This is a genomic window from Paenisporosarcina sp., from assembly GCF_057785155.1.
The window spans coordinates 85,318-107,390 of record NZ_JBYNRN010000025.1 but is presented as its reverse complement, the minus strand read 5'-3'; the positions used below and the strand labels follow the sequence as shown (position 1 = coordinate 107,390).

The following is a 22,073-nucleotide window of genomic DNA, read 5'->3' as shown; positions in this document are numbered from 1 at the left end:
TTAAAAAGTTCACTCTTATTATTCTATATAACTTTCTTGAATTTACTATAGGGAATTAATGGTGATTATGCCATTAACCATTGGTTAAAATGATACAGTGTGAAAAGTATTAGTACCTATATAAATTTCTGATAAATTAAAATTATAAATTATAAAAATGTGATAATTTAGTGGTCTTTTGTTTAAAAACATCATGTTGGTACTAAACAGATAATAGTGGAAAAATATGTTATCATTTATTAATAGATTCAAAATATATAAGAAAAGAGGTAAGAAATTGAGAAAAGAAATTGCCTCCATATATTATGTGAGATTTTTAGCCATGCTCATGGTGGTCTTAGTACATACGACTGCTCAATATCATCACTTATTTGATGTTCCATCTGTACAAAATATATTTTATTTCTTTTTAAATAACATCATCCGTGTAGAGGGTGGAATGTTTGTAATGATTATGGGGATTGTCTTTTTCTATATGTATCGTGATCGACCGTTTACTGTGGAAAATCTATTGTCCTATTGGAAAAAGCGCGTGGTGTACATATTAATCCCTTATATCATATGGTCGTTAATTTATGAGGTAGAGATGTGGTACTACCAAGATCGCATCCTCGTATGGAGTGAGGTATTAAATCGAATTGCACTAGGTCAGAGTAAATATCAATTGTACTTTATTTTTATTGTGGTCCAATTTTATATAATTTTCCCGGTATTAATGGTAATGGTTCGTAAGTGGGATTTCTTCCGAAAGTATATTTGGGTGTTTGGAATACTTATTGAGTATGCTTACTTCCAATATATTGTTCGTGTAGGTTATATTGCGACTCCATTATTGTTTACTAAGCTAAGCCCATATCTGCTAGGAGCATGGATTGGTCTTCACTATGAATCTTTAGTGGAAAAAATGACAAAATGGAAGATGATCATAACGGGGATTATAGGGTTCGGTTTTGGATTTATCTATGTATTTATTCGATATCGTAATACTTATTTTGAACGGTTAGCCATTGAAGATGATGTATATAAAGTCTTTGGCATACTCTTCATGGTTATTGGAAGCTTTTTCTTCTTCTATATGGCTGAGTTTTTGGTGAGAAAATTAAGTGACAAGTCTAACCATCGCATGCGAAGTGTAGCCTATTACTCATTTGGCTATTATTTAATGCATCCTTTGGTCTTATTTCAAGTGATGACATACTTCCCAACACGCGTTTTGCCGATGCCATGGCATTTTACAATTGCCTTGCAATATATCTTAACAATCATATTCTGTTATCTAATCATCTGGTTATTTCACCGATTTGTTCCATTTGCGAATTTTGTATTTGGTAAGCTACCAAAAGAATCACCTTTGGTTTGGCAAATCAACAAATAATACATGTAAAAACCAGCAACGAAATCTGTTGCTGGTTTTTTTGAAACTTACTTATTCAAATAATGTCTAACCGAGTAAACGACCATCATATGACCTCTTGGTGTCCAATGAAAGCCTAATAACGGATCAATTAAGCCGCTTTTTGTCAATAAGGAATCTGACGAACCACCAGCTTTATGTATTGCATTTGCATAGTTATCAATCAAAGTTACCTTTTGAGCTTTTGCTACCTTGCGAATAATGTTGTTATAGCTATTTTCCCAAGCCCTAATCCCGCCTTTATCGGCATACAACAGTTTAATAAGTGGGTTATTTTTAGACTGTATATTGTAATAGACGGTTTCATTTACAGGTAGGTTAGTCATAAGAATGACTTTGCTTTTCTTGGATTTTAATTGTTTGACCATACTAGTTAAGTTTTTTTCAAATTGCAATTTACTGACTTGAGGTTGTTTTGTATCAGGGCGAATTAAAGCATCGTTAATACCAAACATAACAACTACTGTAGACGGATTTTTATCTAAAACCTCATTCTTGAATCGCTTCATTGCTCCAGCAGTCGTATTTCCACTAATTCCTGCATTTGTTGCTTCAACAAGTTTAGGCCAATTATAATCTGCGTAACCAGGAAATTGTTTGCCAAGGTAAGATCCAGAAGTATTACTATCTCCAAATGCAATGACTCCACCTTTAATGTTTGCCTCAGTTGAGACGCTAAAATTGGGAGTTAGTAGTACGAAAATAAGTAAACTAACTATAATTTTTTTCATAATGTCATCCTTCACTTAAGTTATTTCCATTATTAGGATAGCACACTGTTTTAAAGTTTTTAATAGATTTTGAGATTGTAAAAATATAATAGTTCAAAAGAATAAGTAAATTATTTGTCGAATAATTGTATATTACTAGACATTTGTCGAACACGTAATTCTATTTATCTAGATTTCCATCCTTACTAAAATTTGTAATGAAAATGTAATATTAGGAAGTCTAAAAAGTATTTTAAATAGTCGGAATATATGTTAAATTTCATTTTGTCACATACTTTAGACAGAAGTTTAATATTGTTGTAAAGTTCGTCTAATAAGTGAAACACGACTAGGGAGGAAAGTAGATTGGGAATGAAGAGAAAAAATATGATTCTCGCAATTGCTACAACACTTGCACTTAGTACGGCGTCATTTGGGGTACCTGCTCCGTTAGCAGCAACTCAACTGGCTAAACAAATACCAGCTATTCAAATGCAGAAACCAGCATTGAAAGTGCCGGAGAGATTAATTGCACCAGAGAATGCGAATGAAATTGTTCGTATTATTGTAGAGTTAGAGAAAGCTCCAGCGATTGAAGCGGCAACAAAAAAAGGGAAACTCTATAAGGATCTTCCTAAATCAGAGCGTAAGGGTTTAGAAGCATCAATTAAGTCTGATCAAAAGAATGTAAAAGATAAAGTTAAAGGCAAATCTAAAAATATTAAATTTAAAGAAGAATTTACAACAGTATTCAATGGATTCTCTGCTGAAGTATCTGCTGGCGATGTTGCTAATATTGCTCAAACAGAGGGTGTAAAAGCAGTATATGAAACGAACGAATATATACGTCCGACTGAAGAGCCAAACATGGTTCATTCAAAAGAATTGGTACAAGCCCAATTAGCTTGGGAAAAATATTCATTTAAAGGTGAAGGAATGGTCGTGGGCGTAATTGATACAGGAATTGACCCAAGCCACCGAGATATGATTTTATCAGCTGAGACAGAAGAAGAGATTACTTCTGAAGAAGTATCTGCGTTAGTTAATGCTGGTGAAATTGAGCCAGGAAAATACTACACAGATAAAGTTCCATATGGTTATAACTATATGGACGGAAACCAAGAAGTTCGTGATTTAGGACCAGATGCTTCGATGCATGGGATGCATGTATCTGGTACGGTTGGAGCAAATGGTGATGAAGAGAATGGCGGTATTAAAGGTGTAGCACCAGAAGCTCAACTTTTAGCGCTAAAAGTTTTTGGGAATGATCCACTTTTCCCGTCAACATTTGGTGATATCTATGTAAAAGCGATCGATGACGCAATTAAACTTGGTGCAGACGTTATTAATATGTCCCTTGGTGCTACTGCAGGTTATGTAGATAACTCGAATCCTGAACAAATGGCTGTTACGAGAGCCCAGGATAATGGTGTGTTAGTTGCTATTTCTGCTGGTAACTCAGATATGTATGGATCAGGTAGTTGGTATCCGTATGCGGATAATCAAGATTATGGTTTAACTGGTTCTCCATCTGTATCTGAAGATTCTTTTGGGGTAGCTTCTTTTGAAAATGATGTTATTACAGCTGCAAGCTTCACTTATGCATTTGATGGCCAAGAAAATGGTCGAGCTTTATTACTATTAGCAAATGATCAAGACCCAAATAAACTTCCAGAAGATTCATATGACATTCAATTTGCAGGATTAGGTACTCCTGCAGAATTTGAAGGCAAGGATTGGGAAGGGAAATTTGCCTTAGTTTCTCGTGGATCAATTGCTTTTGTTGAAAAAGGACTAAACGCTCAAGCAGCAGGAGCGGCAGGTATTATCGTTTATAATAATGCGGCAGGTACCATTAACATGGCTTCGGATCCTTCTATCGATATTCCTTATATGTCTACATTACAAGCTGATGGTTTAGCGATGAAAGCTGGCTTAGATGCAGGTAAATCAGTTAGTGTAAGCTTTGATGGCAAGTATTTGGAAACTCCTAATGGCGAAAAAGGTAAAATGAGTTCATTCACGTCATGGGGACCAACACCTAACTTAGATTTCAAACCTGAAATCACAGCTCCGGGGGGGAATATTTTCTCTACATTAAACAATGATTCATATGGCTTAATGAGTGGAACTTCAATGGCTGCACCACATGTAGCAGGTGGCACAGCGCTCGTGATGGAACGTGTGAATGAAGAATTTGGCTTATCTGGATCAGATCGAGTACAGTTTGCGAAAAATCTAATGATGAATACTTCAAAACCCGTTGAATTAAAAGCAGGTCAATTTGTTTCACCTCGTCGACAAGGTGCTGGAATTATGCAGCTTGCAAATGCTCTTGAAACCGATGTTATGGTTACAAATGCAGCTACTGGAGAAGCAAAAGTGGCGTTAAAAGAAATTTCAAATGGTCAATTTGGCTTTACTTTAAATGCTCAAAACTTCAGTGATGAAGAAAAAACGTATCAAGTAAGTGTTCAATTACAAACAGATATGCCAATCAATGCTGGAGCAAACTTCGTTACAATTCCAAACAATGCATCTTACGGTTCATATGTTATGGACGGAACGGATGCAGTAATTAATGTTCCAGCAACAGTAACTATTCCTGCAAATGGTCAATCAGAAATTGAAGTGTCAGTGGATGCTTCTGGCTCTGCTTGGTTAAACGATTACTTTACAAATGGTTACTTCATTGATGGATTTGTATCATTATCGCATCCAAATGAAGATATTTCAGGAAATGTTCCGTTAAATGTTCCTTTCTTTGGATTTAATGGTTCATGGGATGATGCTTCTATCTTTGATTTAAATGCTTGGGATGATTTAACGTATTGGGGCTACCAAGGGCTTGCAGATGAAAAAGGTAATTATATTGCTGGTCCATCTTTAGGTGAAGATTTCGATCCATCGAAATTTGCATTCTCGCCAAATGGTGATGGCAATATCGACTTAGCAATTCCTGTTTACTCTTTACTAAGAAATGCGAAAGAATTTGAAGTGAATGTTTTAGATGCAGATGGCAATAAACTTCGTACGATTCGTACGGAGAAAAACTTACAAAAAGACTATATCGATTCTGCAACCAATCCTGCATACACGTACAATCCAGCAACTGGATGGGACGGAATGATTAACGGCAAGAAAGCTGCAGATGGTCAATATCAAATCCAATTACGTGCTGTTATTGACTACCCGGGTGCGGAGTGGCAATCAATTGAGTTTCCGATTGTTGTAGATACAGTGAAGCCAGTAGCAGATATCAAATACGACAAGAAGAAACAACTTCTTTCTGTTGCAAAACTAGCTGATAATGAAAATGGAATTGGCATTGATCGTATTGAAGTATTAGTAAATGGAGAAGAAGTTGCGGAAGAAACGACTCTAGAATCATATCAATTCGAAGAAGATATTAAGAAAAATGATGTAATCGAAGTTCGAGTATGGGATATCGCTGGAAATGTAATTTCAAAATCATTTAAGGGTCATGGGAATCCAGGTGATGAAGAAGATGGCGAAGAACCTACGGAACCTGGTACACCAGGTGGGGCTGATCCAGGAGATGGAGATTCAACTCCAAATGAGCCAGAAACAGTAGAACCAGTTATCTATATCGACTCTCCAAGTTTCTTCGGATACAACACTTCTTCACAAGTTGAAGTAAGTGGAGCGGTGGAAGACGCTTCAAACATTGTTTCATTGAAAGTGAATGGCGAGACAGTGACTTCATTTGATGGCGTTAATTTCTCACATACTTTAACACTTGAAGATGGTGTACAAGTTGTAAATGTAGAAGCGATCGACGAATTTGGTAACACGATGGCGATTTCGCGCAGAATTTTTGTGGACACAACAAAACCAACTGTTGAAGCGGTAAAATCATCATTGCCTAAAACAGTTAAATCAAATGCTGCTAACCCAGTCATTAAAGTAAAAGTCGGAGACAACTTTGATGAAGTACGTGTTTATTTAAATGGTAGCGAAGTATTCTACAAACCAATTTCTGAGCCTTACGCAATGTTAGGTTACGAACAAACAATTGACATTGAATTACCATTAGTATCTGGTAAGAATTCATTTGAATTAAAAGTGGTTGATTTAGTAGGTCATGAAGCCACACAAAAATTCTCAGTTTCTAAACAAGGTAAATAATGAATAAAAGAGTCAGCAAAACGCTGGCTCTTTTATCTTAATAAATGCTTAGTGAATAATTTTTTAAAAGTGCAAACGATTGCATTGGTTTATCTGCGAATATTTTTCTAGACTTATGTAAGCGATTGCAAAATAAAACAAGGGGAGGAAACATGGCAGTGAAAATATCAAGAAATACAAAGCGCAAGTTCTCGATTTTTATGGTTATGATGATGATTCTGAGTATATGGCTACCATTTGTGCCAGCTAGACAGGCACTTGCGGTAGATACGGTAAAGACCAATGAGGTTGAAGCAACTGAATCGGCAGACCGCCAAGTCCGTTTTACGTATATTCGAGAGGATGAAAACTTTGGCGAATGGAACATTTGGGCATGGAACACAGGCGTTAAAGATGATCAAATTGATTTCGAAACGAAAGAAGGTAGTGAAGCAACTGTTCATATTGCTGTTGCGCCTGAAACAGAACAATTTGGCTTTGTTCTTCGAAGTACGTATGACTGGAACACAGCACAAAAAGAGTTTGGAGATCGTTTTATTCAAGTAAATAAAAACGACTCATTGACGAAAGCTTACATCACAAGTGGAGTTGAGCAGATTCGAATCGTCCCTGATGGGTCGGCTCCTGTTATTAATCAAGGTGATGCGACGTTTTATTACCGTGATAAAGACCTTTTCACAAACGATGCGATGCATACGATTGAAAAAGTGGAGTTAAAGTTTAATGGAGAAATAAAGGAAATGACGTACGAACCTGAGAATGAGAGATTTGTCCTTTCTTACAATGACATTCCTAATGGGGAAACACCATACTCATTCCTTGTAACAAAAGATGGGGGTACAACTGAAGTAAGCGATCCTTACAATACAGTGGACGGTGTTTCAACGATTGATTTCCGTCAGGCAGATTTAACGGTGTCAGGTTCAGTAGAACCCGCAGCTATTGACTACAATCAAAACGCGGTATTATCTGTTGATATTGAAGGAATGACAAATGATGTAACGATTACGAAAATCTTTGCGGATGCGTCTTCTTTAGGAGGGTCAGATAAGCTTGAGATCGATCCTTCATTAAAAGAAATTGCAATTGCAGTGGATGATGATACAACAGCAGGGATGAAAACAATTCCATTAACAGCAGTAGATTCTTATGGAAACAATTACGAAGGTTCGACGCAAGTGGAAGTGAAAACGAGACAATTGGCAGGAGATGCTGATTTTGATTGGGACGAGTCCGTGATTTATTTTATGTTAACGGATCGATTCTTTGATGGCGACTCTTCTAATAATGATCCTTACGAGCTTAACTATGATTCGACTAAACGTGGGACCTATCAAGGTGGGGACTTAAAAGGAATCACGACAAAGCTCGATTATCTTGATAATCTTGGTGTCAATACGATTTGGATTAGTCCAATTGTCGAAAACGTTAAATATGATGTTCGTTCTGGCGAAAACGGTGAACCCTACTATGCTTATCATGGCTATTGGGCTAACAATTTCGGGGAATTAAATCCGCATTTCGGCACGATGGAAGATTTCCATGACTTAATTGATGCTGCTCATGCCCGAGACATGAAAATCATGGTCGATGTGGTATTAAATCATACAGGTTATGGCTTAAAAGAAATTGATGGGGACATGGTGAATCCACCTGCAGGTTTCCCAACAGATGAAGATCGTTCTAGATTTAGCAATATTGTCCGTCAAGGAGCTGATATTGGAACAGATGAAGTGGTGGGTGAATTAGCTGGTCTACCTGATATTAAGACAGAAGATCCTGTTGTTCGTCAGCAAATCATTGATTGGCAAACAAGCTGGATTGACCAAGCTACTACGGAAAAAGGGAATACGATTGACTACTTCCGTGTAGATACAGTGAAGCATGTTGAAGATGCAACATGGATGAAGTTCAAAAATGTGTTAACAGAGAAGAAGCCTGAGTTTAAGATGATTGGTGAAGCTTGGGGTGCCGATGTTAACAATAATCTAGGTTATCTTGAAACAGGAATGATGGATTCATTACTAGATTTCGCGTTTAAAAATACAGCTCGTAATTTCGTAAATGGCCAGTTGAAAGCTGCGAATGATGCACTGGTTTCACGTAACGGAAAACTTGATAATACCGCTACATTAGGGCAATTCCTTGGTAGTCACGATGAAGATGGATTCTTGCATTCTTTAGCAGGAGATGAAGGTAAGTTAAAAGTTGCTGCATCTCTTCAAGCTACTGCAAAAGGTCAGCCCGTTATTTATTACGGCGAAGAGCTTGGGTTAACTGGAGCAAATAACTACCCACAATACGATAATCGCTATGACTTTGCCTGGGATCAAGTTGAAAACAATGATATTTTAGATCACTATACGAAAGTTCTTAATTTCCGAAGTGATCATTCGAAAGTGGTTGCTAAAGGAGAGCGAACTTTTGTAGGTGGATCTGATAAAGATCAGTTCCTGCTGTTCTCTCGAGCGTATAACGATGAATCTGTGTACGTTGGTTTAAATGTTGCGGAAGAAGAAAAAAAGGTAACATTAACGGTTGATTCACCAGATGCTGTGGTAACTAACCATTATTCGGGTGAGGTTTATGAAACGAATGAAGCAGGAGAAGTTCTTTTAACACTTCCAAGTAGAGCTGAAGGTGGTACGGTTTTATTAACAACTGAAGGTGGCAATATTACTGGAGCGGTTGTTACTGAAGATGGCGATGTAGAAGTTGAACCGATTCCAGCTAACAACATTCGCATTCACTATAACCGAGAAGACAATGTTTATGAAAACTATGGTGCATGGCTTTGGAATGATGTCGCTTCACCTTCGGCTAATTGGCCGGTAGGTGCAACTATGTTCGATAAAACCGACAGTTATGGCGCGTACATTGATGTTCCACTAGCTGACGGTGCGAAAAATATTGGTTTCCTTGTTATGGACATAACAAAAGGGGATGCCGGTAAAGATGGTGGCGACAAAGGCTTTACGATTGCTTTGCCTGAAATGAACGAAATTTGGATTAAGCAAGGTTCAGATAAAGTGTATATGTACGAACCGGTTGATTTACCAGAAAACACGGTCCGTATTCACTACACACGTGATAATGCGGATTACGAAAACTTTGGTGTATGGAATTGGGGGGATACGGCAGCTCCTTCTAGTAATTGGCCAACGGATGCAGTCGATTTAGATGGAGTCGACCGTTATGGTGCTTACGCAGATATCGAGTTGAAAGAAGATGCCAAGGATATTGGGTTCTTAATTGTTAATGAAGAGACACAAGAAAAAGATGGTGGAGATAAGTCATTAAACTTACTAGATAAGTATAATCACTTATGGATTAAGCAAGGTGATGATACGGTTTATATTTCTCCTTATGAAGAAGTAGCATCAGGAATTGTATCTGGTGAAGTCATTTCTGAAGATACCATTCTATTAGGATTTACAATGACTGAAGGGTTAACAACTGAAATGTTGAAAACGGATTTAGTGATTACAGATATCGATGGAACAGAAGTTGTTGCCGAAAGTGTTGAAATAACTGGAGACACATCGGTTGAAGTGAAATCAACTTTCGCTTTAGACAAACTTCCATTGTCGATTACCTATGCAGGTAGAACTGTTTCAGCTTCGACAGGATGGAGATTACTAGATGAAATGTATGCGTACGATGGGGATGATTTAGGTGCGACATACAAAGATGGCAATGCCACATTAAAATTATGGGCTCCAAAGGCTAGCAAAGTGGTTGCGAATTTCTTTGATAAAGATGACGCGGCAACGCCAATTGGCAGTGTAGATTTAACAATTGGTGAACAAGGTGTTTGGTCAAAAGAGGTTCTACCAAGTGACTTAGAAGTATCGGATCTTAAAGGATATTATTATCAGTATGAAGTCACAAATGATGGCGTAAGAAAAACTGTATTAGATCCTTATGCTAAATTAATGGCAGCATTTACTGTAAATACAGAAGGAAATGCAGGTCCGGACGGCGATACTGTTGGGAAATCTGCTATTGTTGATTTAAGTGGTACGAACCCAACAGGTTTCGGTCATGCCAAAATTGATGGATACGAAAAGCGGGAAGATGCGGTCATTTACGAAGTTCATGTTCGTGACTTTACATCTGATCCTTCGATTGAAAAGGACTTAAAATCGAGATGGGGGTCTTACAAAGGTTTTATTGACAAACTCGACTATATTAAGTCTTTAGGTGTTACTCATGTTCAGCTACTTCCGGTCATGGCTTGGTATTATGGCGATGAAACGAATATGGATGAGCGGGAACTCGAATATTCAGCGGGTGGCAATGAATACAACTGGGGCTATGACCCACATAATTACTTCTCACCAGATGGTGCGTATTCAGAGGATGCAACTGATCCTGAACTTCGCGTAAAAGAGCTGAAAGAATTAATTGACGCAATTCATGATGCTGAGATGGGTGTCGTGTTTGATGTTGTCTACACGCATATGGCGAAAGCTAGCCAATTAAATGATATTGTGCCGAATTACTATGCGTTCCAAGATTCGAAAGGTAATTTCTTAGGCGGTTTTGGTAACAACTTGGCAACGAATCATACAATGGCTGAAAAGCTGATGGTGGATTCAGTGAAGTATTGGTTTGAAGAATACAAAATTGATGGCATGCGATTTGATATGATGGGTGACGCGACGTATCCTTCAATTCAAAATGCGTATGATGCAGCCGCTTCTGTAAATCCCGATGCATTATTTATTGGCGAAGGTTGGAGAACGTTTGCTGGTCATATTGCTGACCCTTCACTTACAGGAATGGGTGCAGATCAAGACTGGATGGACAAAACGGACGATGTTGGCGTATTCTCTGACGAAATCCGCAACGAATTGAAATCCGGTTTCGGTTCAGAAGGTGAGCCAAGATTTATAACAGGTGGCGCACGAAACATTACGACCATTTTCAATAACATCAAAGGTCAGCCATCGAATACAGCTGACGACGATCCAGGCGATATGGTTCAATACATTGCTGCACATGATAACTTGCCGTTATACGATGTGATTGCTCAATCTATTAAAAAGGATCCAGTAATTGCTGAAAATAATTTAGAGATTCATAAACGTATTCGTATTGGGAACTCGATGATTTTAACGTCCCAAGGAACAGCATTTATTCACGCTGGTCAAGAATATGGCAGAACAAAGCAATGGTTAGGCGAAGGCGTGCCTGAACAGAAATATCATGAGCTAAGTGATACATACGGAAATTCGTTTGGATACTTCATTCATGATTCGTATGATTCTTCGGATGCGATTAATAAATTCGATTGGGAAAAAGCAACGAATAAAAAAGAGTTTAAAGTGAATACAACTACTCGAGAATTCACAGAAGGTCTAATTAAATTACGTAGATCTACTAATGCTTTCCGATTAGGAGATAAGGAATTAGTAGATTCAAATGTAACTTTATTGGAATTCCCTGAGATAAATGAGTCTGATTTAGTCATTGCTTACGAAAGTAAGTCGACAGATAACACAGGGGATTACTACGTATTTGTAAATGCAGATACAGAAGCTCGGAACTTAACTTTGGGAGATTTGGATTTATCCAAAGGAGATGTCTTAGTCGATAGTGATGAAGCGGGAACGAAGAAAATTCATAAGAAATCAGGCTTTACATTAACGAAAGATACGTTAACGATTGATGCTTTAACAACTATTGTGATTAAAGTGGATCATAAGGATAAAAAGAAACCTAATAAAGATAACAAAAATTCTAAGCCTAACCATCCAGTAGCTGATATTCCACGGAAGAAGTAAAGATGTTATGATTATTGGAATAAAAAGGTGAGGAGCTGTTGAAGTGCCAGTTAACGTATACTTTAATTTCAATGGAAACTGTAGAGAAGCCGTCGAGTATTATGCAGAAGTTTTTGGACAAGAAACACCTGAAATTTCTAAGTTTGGTGATAATCCAAAAGATCCTAATTTTGTTCTACCAGACGATATGAAGGAATTGGTTATGCATGCTCGTCTTAACGTTCATGGCAGTACGGTCATGTTCTCAGATTCCATGCCAAATGCTCCTGTGTCATTCGGTAAGAACATTACTTTGGCGGTTGTTACTGGAGACAGAGAAAAGTTAGAGGCAGAATTTAATGCTCTTGCTGAAGATGGGAAAGTTTCCATGCCACTTCAAGAAACATTTTGGAGTCCGTTATACGGATCATTAGAAGATAAGTTCGGTATAATATGGCAGTTTAGTTATGAAGATGGAGCGGTGTAACTTTTTTTGAAATTTCATTTATTAATTCAATATAATTTATGTAAGCCTACTCATTCATATATAAAATATGAATGAGTAGGCTTTTTTATGGAGTCCAGGATACTAATTCTTGAATTAATATTTTTACATCATTATCTTTTGATAACATCTTGTATTTCTTTTTTTTTATCAAATAGAACGGTGATAAAATAATCATATTTACCCTTTCGGTTTGTAAAATCTAATGAAGCGTTATTTAACCAAGCAGAGACTTGGACTCTACGTTTATCCCTTTCGTATACATATCTGTATTTTATATCAGGGTCATCGTTAAAATATACTTCCATTACATAACCTGATTCAAAATAATCGTATTGATCATATGTTACTTTTGCGAGGTGTATATCAGCTTCTTGCAGTTCAATAACTCTATTAATTCGATCATGTGCAAGCAGTTTATAATGCCAAGAATTTAAATGAAATATGATTATCGAGATAAGTATTGTCGTAAAAGCAATTTTTATATTAGTTTTTTTCACAGCATTCACCGTTTCATTGAGATTATTTTGTCTATAAAGTATTGCATTAATAGTAAAAAATGTAAGTAGTCAATAGTGCTCATTTGAATTAATAAAAGGTATAGAAGTTTTTGAATTTTATATTAATCGGTAATGGATATACTGAGGAATATGGTTTGCATTTGGAAATGAAAGAGGTGGGTTCGAAATGAAGTTGAAAATTGATTGGGTATACAAAACACCAAAGGGGACAGAGGCAGAATTTCATTCAGAAGAATTGCCAGTTGCACATGCGCTCCTGATTGCGGAAGATTTAGAGCGGACGGGAAGAATTAAAAGAATTACTTTTACTGACCAATACGATAGTACTTGGACCATAAAAGAGATGAGAAATTATATGAAAAGTCTTGAGACAGAACCGCATAATGTGAAAGTATATTTTGATGGTGGATTTGACCATGAAACGAACAAATCAGGTCTAGGTTGTGTGATTTATTATGAACAAAATGGTAAAACATATAGACTTAGAAGCAATGCCCCTTCAAGTGAATTGACTTCAAATAACGATGCCGAATATGCAGCTCTTTATTTAGCAGTTCAAGAACTAGAACATTTAAATGTTCATCATCAGCCTGTAAAAATTATTGGCGACTCACAAGTCGTTATTAATCAAATGAAAGAAGAATGGCCGACTCTTGAAAAGAACTTTTTAGAATGGTCAGAACGCATTGAAGTAAAGATGAAGGATCTAGGTATTCAACCCCAATATGAACTTATTTCAAGAAAAGTAAATAATGAATCGGATCGATTGGCAACTCAAGCGTTGAGTGGCATTGCAGTTAATGCAAATGTTGAGATTTTATAATAAGGTTGATATTAAAATCGTGTTAAATAATTCGATTCACTTATTTGAATGAAGTGGCACAGTTCGTTTTATAATCATTCAAATTTTCATCTCAAGAATGCATTCGTAAGTGGAAATAGTAATTAGTCTGCCATTTCATAAGGTTTTATTTACATCCTAAGGGGTACAAGTAAAACAAGTGAATGGAGGAGATGAAAATAATGGATCAAACAAAAGAGACGTATTATGTCGATTTGGTAAGTGAGAGTATTTTACCTGAGCCTCTTGAAAGTACGAGTTTTGTGGTTCAAGCTAATAGACAAGAAATTCATGCGTTAGAGACAGTATTAGAGAAAAAACATGAAGCGGATATGGAAACCTATGTGCGTTCTCATATTCCATTTTTGGAGTATCATCATGACCCGGAAAATGATCGTTATGATGCACAGCAGAAAATGTTGTATGCTATTATCTATCAATTAGGTGATGATGCAGCGAGAGCACATATTAAGCAAATGGGGATTTTGACTGATCGTAAAGAGGATGACCCGGAGGATATTCGGAATTTAAGATAATCGGTAGTTGGGGATAATTTATCTAGTTTTATAAAAGTGAACATTTAATTAATAGAAAAAACGTCCGAGAAAAATATCGGACGTTTTTTTGTGTTTAAATGCTAGTATGAACTCAATTTTTCAGGTCAAATATCCTAAAAAACTTTGCATTTTTAATTCTATTAGATATAAAGTTTCGGATATATATGAATAAAGTTATATAAAAAATTTATGTAGTAAAATCCAATCAACTTTCATTTTCGACTTGATTCGACAAAATATTCACTTTTAATTTACTTAATAGTTCTCTAGTATAAAAGATGTAAAAATTAAAAGAAGGTGGTAATTTAATGAGTAATAGGAATTTTAAAACAAAATTTATAGTGATATTTGTCTCATTTATACTAGTGACTTCCGTCATGAATTCGAAAGTTTTCGGTCAAGATTTAAATAGCTTTAAAGACTTGTCTAAAAATGAATTTGGCTATGATGAAGTAAAGAACTTAACTGAGCGAGGTATTATAAGTGGTTTTAAAGATGGTACTTTTCGACCAACATCACCAATTACGCGTTTAGAAGCAGCTAAGCTTTTAGTAGATTCTTTGCAAGTTGAAGGTGACGGGGAACTCCCTGATTTCAAAGATGTTTCAAAAACATCTCATTGGATAACATACATAGATGCAGCACTCGATCATGGTATTTTTTACGGTTTTGAAGAAGGAGTATTTGGTACTAATACAACATTTACAAGAGAACAAATGGCTTCCGTTATTGTTCGATCATATAATTTGACACCAGTTCTCGATGAAAATGTTCCATTAAAGGATTTGAGTAAAGCATCTTCTTCACATAGAGAAGATATTAAGACTCTATATCAAAATGGCATTACACTTGGGTTTAATGACCAGACATTCAGACCCAATGAACCCGTTAACCGCGTTTCATTTAGTGTGTTTATACATCGAGTACTTATGAATCAAGAAAATGTAATAGAAGAAGTTACAGGAAATGGTGTTGTTATTGATGGTGTGATGTATACATATGATGAAACCTTACAAGGTTTATTCTCCGAAAGTAATCAAGCCTCATTAATAGGGGCAGAGATTAAATTTGAAACCGAAGGGACAAACATTGTTAAAGTTACTGATTTAGTATTAAACTCATCCGGGTCTGTTGGTATTCATGCTGAATTCGATCAAAACGTGACTTTAGATTTGGGAAAATCAACGATTCTTGGTGATTTAACCGTAAACGGTGATTTCTTCACATTGAAAAACGGTCAAATTAACGGGACTCTTACTATTAGTAAGGATGTTAAAAATGATTTCTATATGAGTAATGTAACTGTTAAAGGAAAAACGAATGTTTTTGGTGGGGATTCTAATACCGTCGTTTTTGATCAATCGAGTCTTGTTGATGTAGTTGTTGAAAAGTTAGATGTACGTGTCCAATTTACTGATCAAACAACTGTTTCAAAGGTGACTATAAATAAGAAATCGGTTATTGAATCTGATTCAAGTATTATCATTCCATCAGTGAATATCGGCGAGAATGTAGAGCAGGTATTTATTGGAGCAACAATTAAAGAACTTTCATTGTTGGGTAATCAAAAAGTGACGATAGAAGGTTTAATACACGTTGGAAAATTGACCCTTCCATCGGATGTGTTGGCAGCAGATGTGATTGCGAATTTTGAATCAATAAAGAATATCATTACACCAAAATTTACTGAGGATCCATCTATTGAAGTTATTACACCTTCTCCAGTAGAAATGCCAATGTATGTGATTACATCTAAAAGTTTTGAAGATGTAAAGAAATATTATTCTTCACAATCTCCTTATTATTATAGTTATGCAAATGTAGATGTTTATTTAAATGCTTTAAGAGTAAAGTATCCCGCTGCAAAAAGTTTTAAAGTTAACTATTTACCAGCAGCAAACCCAACCATAGAAGGAATTACAAAAGATTTATTTATTTTTGAACCATTAAAGTTAGCATCTAAAGGAATTCCGAATATCTTAAAAGAGTTCAATTTGTCTGAATCCACTCTTATGCAATTTAATATATTAGTATTTGATGAAAATGGTGCGATATTAGATACGATTACTCATGAACAATTAGTATTAGACTTAACGGCGGATATTGAAACAGCATTCGATGTTTTAAAAGAAGATTGGGCGAATGTAACCTTCGAGAATATCAGCCCATTTTTGGAAAAGTCGTACGAATTGAGCAATAGTCGAATTGAAATGTTTATGGAGGAAGTAAAACTTTTAGAAACTCCAAGTATTAGCGCCATTAATGCTCTTATTGAAGAAGTATTAGTTGCGGATCTACCACTGAAAATGTATACAAACGTACCGAGGTATGTTGAACCGTTGCAGGTCGGGAGCTTGTTAAACGGATATGAAAATAGAGAAGTCCTTTCAATCTCATCAATGGAACCTAATATTTTAGAAATAAACTTAGGCAAGAATCCCAGAACTTTAAGAGATTCTTATGTAATGGTTGCAAATGCAACTGGTGAAGTGGATTTAGAGGTTGTCTTTAAGAATGGTACTATTACCGAAACCAAAATTATTCATGTTGAAGTAGACAGCTTGTTGGATACACTCACTGAGGTTAACAGACTGATTTTAGAAAAACATCATGAAGAAATTAGTGTTAATAAAATTTATTATTCTGATGTTATGAAATACGTGTTAGAAGCCGCAACAGAATTAAATTTAACAGAGTCTTTTTTAAATCATTATAGTTATTTATTCCGTTTTGTTAGCACACCTACTAGTTATACACATTATGCAACAATAGAAGATTTGAAAAATGAAATAAATCAAATTACCGAAGAAGTTGCTAGTATAGATACGCTTGAAAAAGTTCTTCCATTTTCAGATCCTGTTTCATTTAATGTAAATACCCAAAATGAATTTGATGTATTAGGTTATTTACAAGGTACTGAGTTTGGCGCGTTTATGAATGACACGAGAATGAGAAATTTTATTGTTGAGACTAGTACCAATTATCCATTACCTAATGGAATAACATATGAATCAGGAAAACTAATAATTTCTGATACATATATAGGAAGTGATACTACAGTTAGATTAAAAGCCACGATGCAATTTGGTGTATACGCCAATTATGGTATGGAATTCAGAATTGGCTTGGAGTAAGTAATTTCATAATTAGAGAAAGAGTCCAGCATTATTGCTGGACTTTTTCTCTAAAAGTAAACTTTACTTAATAGGTAACTAAATTTGGGGTTTTTTGTTAATGGGAAACTAAAGGCTAAAAATGTTGAAAAAAGGTGCTTTTTGCGAAAAGATTTCCCAACCTAATTGTCTATCTAGTTATTCATTAATCCATTACTATTTGATTATAAGGATTTTACATAAATAGTGACGGAGGGATTAGCATGAGCAATAATAAATTCATGAGATCGATGGACAAATTGGGTCGAATGGTGATTCCAAGAGATGTAAGAAACGATTTGAAAATTAAGCAAGATGATCGCATCGAGTTTTTCATCGATGGCGAAAATCTTGTATTGAAGAAATATTCTCCCCATCAAACTTGTTTTATAACTGGTGAAAAATTATCTAGTAATTCTGAGCTTGCTCCAGGATTGATTTTAAGTCCTAAGGGAGCCGAATTGCTGATGATGAAATTAAAGCAGTGGTCGGTCAGATTTTAAATTGGTATCACACACATATTCTTAAAAAGGGACATTCCTTCAGTGGAATGTCCCTTCAATATTTTAAAAATTAAGTGTGTGGCTAGTGGAACTATTTAAAAAGCAATTCTTTTTGGGTTTCATAATATGCCATGAATTCTGTGAAATCAGTTTCAAATTGTTTAACTGATTTAGTATCCATATTAGGATAAATAGTTTTTTCAAATACATCATGTAAATCTCGTATTACTTTTAAGCGGTCAATATCAGTGGAATCGAGAGTGTCATTGAGAGCTTTTCTATGAATCTCTCTTAATACACGTGCTGTATCATAATCGAAGTCACGAGTAATGGAAGCTGCTGTATAAGACGGAGTTCCGATGTATGTAGCAATTCCAGCCCTATCACTCGTCCAAGTCGCTAGATTTTGTGGATTACCAGTTTTCTCGTATTCTGGTATAAGACCATCCAGAGCTAATACTACCTGTGCATGATTTAAAGCATAATGAATAAGTTGCTCTTTATGATAGGTTGTTTTTTGATGAACATTCCAAACTATAGAAATTACTAGCAATAAGGTCAAAATTAGTGTGGAAACTTTCCAAGTGTTCATTTCATCATCCTCCCATTAGAATAAGTGTATTAGAAAAATCTACTTTATGAATAGAGCAGAATGTCATATTTTGTATAAATAATTTTAATGGGTTAATTGGTGTAACTATTCATTTGAATTCTGTGCATATTTTTCTTCTTTAATGGGTATTCAAAAGAGATAGACAATAAATTGTATTTTATTATTGGAGGTTTTAATATGAGAAGTATGAATCGTGGTATGGTCACAGCATTATCAGCAATTGCATTAGCTCAAGGACTAAAAATATTAACACATAAAAAGGTGGCTGGTGTGTGGGACTGGCGTCAAGCTTTCACTACAGGTGGAATGCCAAGTTCCCATTCGGCTGGAGTGTCAGCGTTAGCTTCGTATGTGGCTGCGAATAAAGGTACACGTCATACGGAAACAGCACTTGCAACAGTATTTGGCGTTATTGTAATGTATGATGCACAAGGAATTCGTCGACATACAGGTGAGATTGCTCAACTTGTGAATGATCTAGAGGATAATATATCGAAGTTCTCGGGAGAATTTCCAAGTTTTGAATATGTTCAGCGCGAAAAGGAATTGAAAGAGCTATTAGGTCACCAACCCATTGAAGTATTAGGTGGTGCTGCGCTTGGAGTTGTAATGGGACTGTTAGCAGCTAAGTTTGAAAATGATGGTCGTAAGGAAAGAAGACAATTAAATCGCCACCGTGTTAATTGGGAATAGGAATTTTAGGAGTAACTGCGCATGCAGTTACTCCTTTTTTGAAGTGGTGAATTGTGTGTAAAATGTGAATTTTAGAATAGAGGACATGAAATGGAGAATGTATGTGTTGAATCCTTGAATAGCCCAATTGAATCCTTGAATACATATCCCGAATCCTAGAATGTTATCCGACAAGAAACTAAGGAGTAACTGCTCATGCAGTTACTCCTTTTTTCAGTGGTAAATTGTGTGTAAAACGTGAATTTTAGAATAGAGGGCATGAAATGGAGAATGTAGGTGGTGAATCCTTGAATAGCCCAGTTGAATCCTTGAATACATACCTCGAATCCTAGAATGTCACACTTTTCACCCTCATGAAGTGATTATCTACCTAAAAATATTAGGGTAATTTATACTATTATGACGAAAAATAATTCATTAGGTACATAGACTACACAATTTCCATTTGCTAACATGATAGTATGTATAAATTGTGTGAAAATTCTACCTATAAAAATGAGAGTGTGGTGGTTGGATGAACAGGAAATGGCAAATTGGTATCGCTGCAGTTGTTTTGATAGGGAATTTTATTGGACTCATTCAAAATGAATTTTCATGGGCTAGGACCATCATTTTTCCAATTAATATCTGGCTTGGATGGTTAATCGGTTTACAAGTTGACAAGTATCTTCATTCCAAAATTGAGTTAAATTCAACTAGAAGTGTACTAATGGATTATTCAATTGCTCTTGATGCTTCTATTGATGCCATTGGGATTACAAATTCAGCGGGTATATATGAGTTCGTAAATGAGTCATTTGCTAAGCTTCATGGCTACACAAAGGAAGAATTGTTCGAAATTCATTGGCAAGAATTATATCCTCAAGAATTTCTCCCAACAATAAAAGAAGAAATGGTTAAACCTTTATATGAAAATGGCTTTGCTAGAGGAGAAGGCATTGGATTAAGAAAAAACGGCTCTACTTTTCATCAATCTGTTTCACTCTCTTTAATGAAAAATCATCAAAAAACAATTGTTGTTATTCATGATATTACGAAACAAAAAGCAGAAGAAAAACGTTTGAAACAAAAAGTAGAACTTAATGAAGTAACTGGGTTGGCCAACAGAAGAAAACTGATGATGGATTTAGAAAAACGTAAAAATGAAGAGGAATCAACTTGTATCCTATTTATCGACTTGGATCGGTTTAAAATTGTGAATGACACATTGGGACATGAAATAGGAGACTATTTATTAAGAGATGTTGCAAGTCGTCTTCGTTTCTTCAATAAAAAAAATATTTCCACTTACCACTTAGGTGGCGATGAATTTATAGCTTTGGTTTGTGACTCTGATTTGGATCAAGTGAAGTTAATAGCTTATGATATTGTGGAATACTTAAGAGAACCATATTATATAGAAGGAAACGAAATCTTTTTGACCGCTAGTGTCGGAATAAGTAATACACCTGATCACACAAATGATGTATTTGAACTCATTGGTTTGGCAGACACTGCTATGTATTATGCAAAATTAGATGGCAAGAACACGTATAAAATCTTTACAGAACAATTGAAATCTCAACTCGAAAGAAGAAGTTTTATTGATTCTGAGCTTAGAAAAGCAGTTAAGAATAACGAATTATATATGGTTTATCAACCTAAAATGAATTTGCTAACTAATGAATTATGGGGTATGGAAGCTTTAATTCGCTGGGATCACCCGACTCTAGGGTTAATTTCTCCTTTGGAATTTATTCCAATTGCTGAGGATACTGCCATCATTCTGGATATAACCAAATGGGTTGTGAATGATGTATTAGAGCAGATGAGAAAGTGGAGTTTGGCTGGTTATCCGAATATCAACACATCTATCAATGTGTCCCAACGACAACTAAGGGACACAACTTTCGTTGATTATCTTCATGATTCACTTCAATGTTATGAGATAAACCCAGCTCAATTAGAAATTGAAGTCACGGAAAGTGTAATGGAAAATGCAGAATTAGTCATTCCTATTTTACGAGATATGAAAGAAATTGGTGTTTGCATTTCAATTGATGATTTTGGAACAGGCTATTCGTCATTAAATTTATTAAAGACTTTGCCAATTGATACACTAAAAATTGATCAATCGTTCATGAATGACCTGCATGGAAATGAAAAAGATATTGCGTTATTAAAAACGATTATTACAATCGGACAGACATTTAACTTAAATATCGTAGCGGAAGGCACAGAAACGGAAGAGCAGATTAAATTACTTAGCAGTTTAGGTTGTACGATTGCTCAAGGCTATTATTTTAGTCAGCCTATAAAAGCTAGTGAGTTTGAAGAACAATACTTAAATAACTTATCTTTTATGAATGAATCCAGCAAATAATATTGCTGGGTTTTTTCTTGACTAATAAATGTAGACTTTCCAATTGTTAATTGTAAGCGTAAAAAATCATCCCTCCAACAGTATGTGTAAATCCTTTCACACTTAAGCCAATTTGAGAAAGCAAATACTATTGTTAACTATAAACACACTGTAACCGAGTCTTTTGTTGCATCAACTGACACCATTTAAAACGTGTCAAATTGTGTGTTAAAAGCAAATTTTAGAATGAGAGGATTGAATCCATAGGCTGGTCGAAATCTAGAATGTGTACAGTGAATGTTTGAA

The 22,073-nt window shown here is 35.6% G+C and carries 13 protein-coding genes; 10 read left to right on the top strand and 3 right to left on the bottom strand.

What is annotated here, in order from left to right:
• Nucleotides 1-277: 277 nt before the first annotated feature.
• Complete coding sequence (locus AC3EA5_RS10675) at nucleotides 278-1,375, top strand: acyltransferase (RefSeq protein WP_488608325.1); 1,098 nt, start codon at nucleotides 278-280, stop codon at nucleotides 1,373-1,375.
• Between the two features lie 47 nt (nucleotides 1,376-1,422).
• On the opposite strand, the gene AC3EA5_RS10670 is transcribed toward AC3EA5_RS10675, so the two are convergent.
• A complete protein-coding gene (locus AC3EA5_RS10670) occupies nucleotides 1,423-2,145 on the bottom strand; it encodes an SGNH/GDSL hydrolase family protein (protein WP_488608324.1) in 723 nt (240 codons plus the stop codon).
• Nucleotides 2,146-2,496: 351 nt separating this feature from the next.
• Between AC3EA5_RS10670 and AC3EA5_RS10665 the strand changes: the two genes are divergently transcribed.
• The 3 genes from AC3EA5_RS10665 to AC3EA5_RS10655 all read left to right on the top strand — a co-directional run bounded on the left by AC3EA5_RS10665 (nucleotide 2,497) and on the right by AC3EA5_RS10655 (nucleotide 12,528).
• The gene (locus tag AC3EA5_RS10665) at nucleotides 2,497-6,273 is read left to right on the top strand and encodes a S8 family serine peptidase (RefSeq protein ID WP_488608348.1); all 3,777 of its coding nucleotides are present in this window, start codon (nucleotides 2,497-2,499) and stop codon (nucleotides 6,271-6,273) included.
• Nucleotides 6,274-6,425: 152 nt separating this feature from the next.
• Nucleotides 6,426-12,062, top strand: a complete 5,637-nt coding sequence (locus AC3EA5_RS10660) for a pullulanase (RefSeq protein WP_488608323.1) — start codon at nucleotides 6,426-6,428, stop codon at nucleotides 12,060-12,062.
• A gap of 43 nt (nucleotides 12,063-12,105) precedes the next feature.
• Nucleotides 12,106-12,528: a VOC family protein gene (locus tag AC3EA5_RS10655; RefSeq protein ID WP_488608322.1), complete on the top strand. Its 423-nt coding sequence runs from the start codon at nucleotides 12,106-12,108 to the stop codon at nucleotides 12,526-12,528.
• Nucleotides 12,529-12,659: 131 nt separating this feature from the next.
• Here AC3EA5_RS10655 and AC3EA5_RS10650 read toward each other — a convergent pair whose 3' ends face one another.
• Nucleotides 12,660-13,046, bottom strand: a complete 387-nt coding sequence (locus AC3EA5_RS10650; RefSeq protein WP_488608321.1) for a DUF3139 domain-containing protein — start codon at nucleotides 13,044-13,046, stop codon at nucleotides 12,660-12,662.
• A gap of 187 nt (nucleotides 13,047-13,233) precedes the next feature.
• On the opposite strand from AC3EA5_RS10650, the gene AC3EA5_RS10645 reads away from it, so the two are divergent.
• The 4 genes from AC3EA5_RS10645 to AC3EA5_RS10630 all read left to right on the top strand — a co-directional run bounded on the left by AC3EA5_RS10645 (nucleotide 13,234) and on the right by AC3EA5_RS10630 (nucleotide 18,120).
• Nucleotides 13,234-13,890, top strand: a complete 657-nt coding sequence (locus AC3EA5_RS10645) for a reverse transcriptase-like protein (RefSeq protein ID WP_488608320.1) — start codon at nucleotides 13,234-13,236, stop codon at nucleotides 13,888-13,890.
• Between the two features lie 200 nt (nucleotides 13,891-14,090).
• Nucleotides 14,091-14,444, top strand: a complete 354-nt coding sequence (locus AC3EA5_RS10640; RefSeq protein WP_488608319.1) for a hydrolase — start codon at nucleotides 14,091-14,093, stop codon at nucleotides 14,442-14,444.
• 398 nt (nucleotides 14,445-14,842) lie between these two features.
• Nucleotides 14,843-17,599, top strand: a complete 2,757-nt coding sequence (locus AC3EA5_RS10635; RefSeq protein WP_488608318.1) for an S-layer homology domain-containing protein — start codon at nucleotides 14,843-14,845, stop codon at nucleotides 17,597-17,599.
• A 242-nt stretch (nucleotides 17,600-17,841) separates the two neighbouring features.
• A complete protein-coding gene (locus AC3EA5_RS10630; protein WP_488608317.1) occupies nucleotides 17,842-18,120 on the top strand; it encodes an AbrB/MazE/SpoVT family DNA-binding domain-containing protein in 279 nt (92 codons plus the stop codon).
• Between the two features lie 91 nt (nucleotides 18,121-18,211).
• Here AC3EA5_RS10630 and AC3EA5_RS10625 read toward each other — a convergent pair whose 3' ends face one another.
• Nucleotides 18,212-18,712, bottom strand: coding sequence for a hypothetical protein (locus tag AC3EA5_RS10625; RefSeq protein WP_488608316.1), 501 nt, complete (start codon nucleotides 18,710-18,712; stop codon nucleotides 18,212-18,214).
• A 198-nt stretch (nucleotides 18,713-18,910) separates the two neighbouring features.
• Here AC3EA5_RS10625 and AC3EA5_RS10620 point away from each other — a divergent pair, with 198 nt between their 5' ends.
• Complete coding sequence (locus tag AC3EA5_RS10620) at nucleotides 18,911-19,426, top strand: divergent PAP2 family protein (protein ID WP_488608315.1); 516 nt, start codon at nucleotides 18,911-18,913, stop codon at nucleotides 19,424-19,426.
• Between the two features lie 514 nt (nucleotides 19,427-19,940).
• Nucleotides 19,941-21,788, top strand: a complete 1,848-nt coding sequence (locus AC3EA5_RS10615; protein ID WP_488608314.1) for a putative bifunctional diguanylate cyclase/phosphodiesterase — start codon at nucleotides 19,941-19,943, stop codon at nucleotides 21,786-21,788.
• The last annotated feature ends 285 nt before the right edge of the window (nucleotides 21,789-22,073 follow it).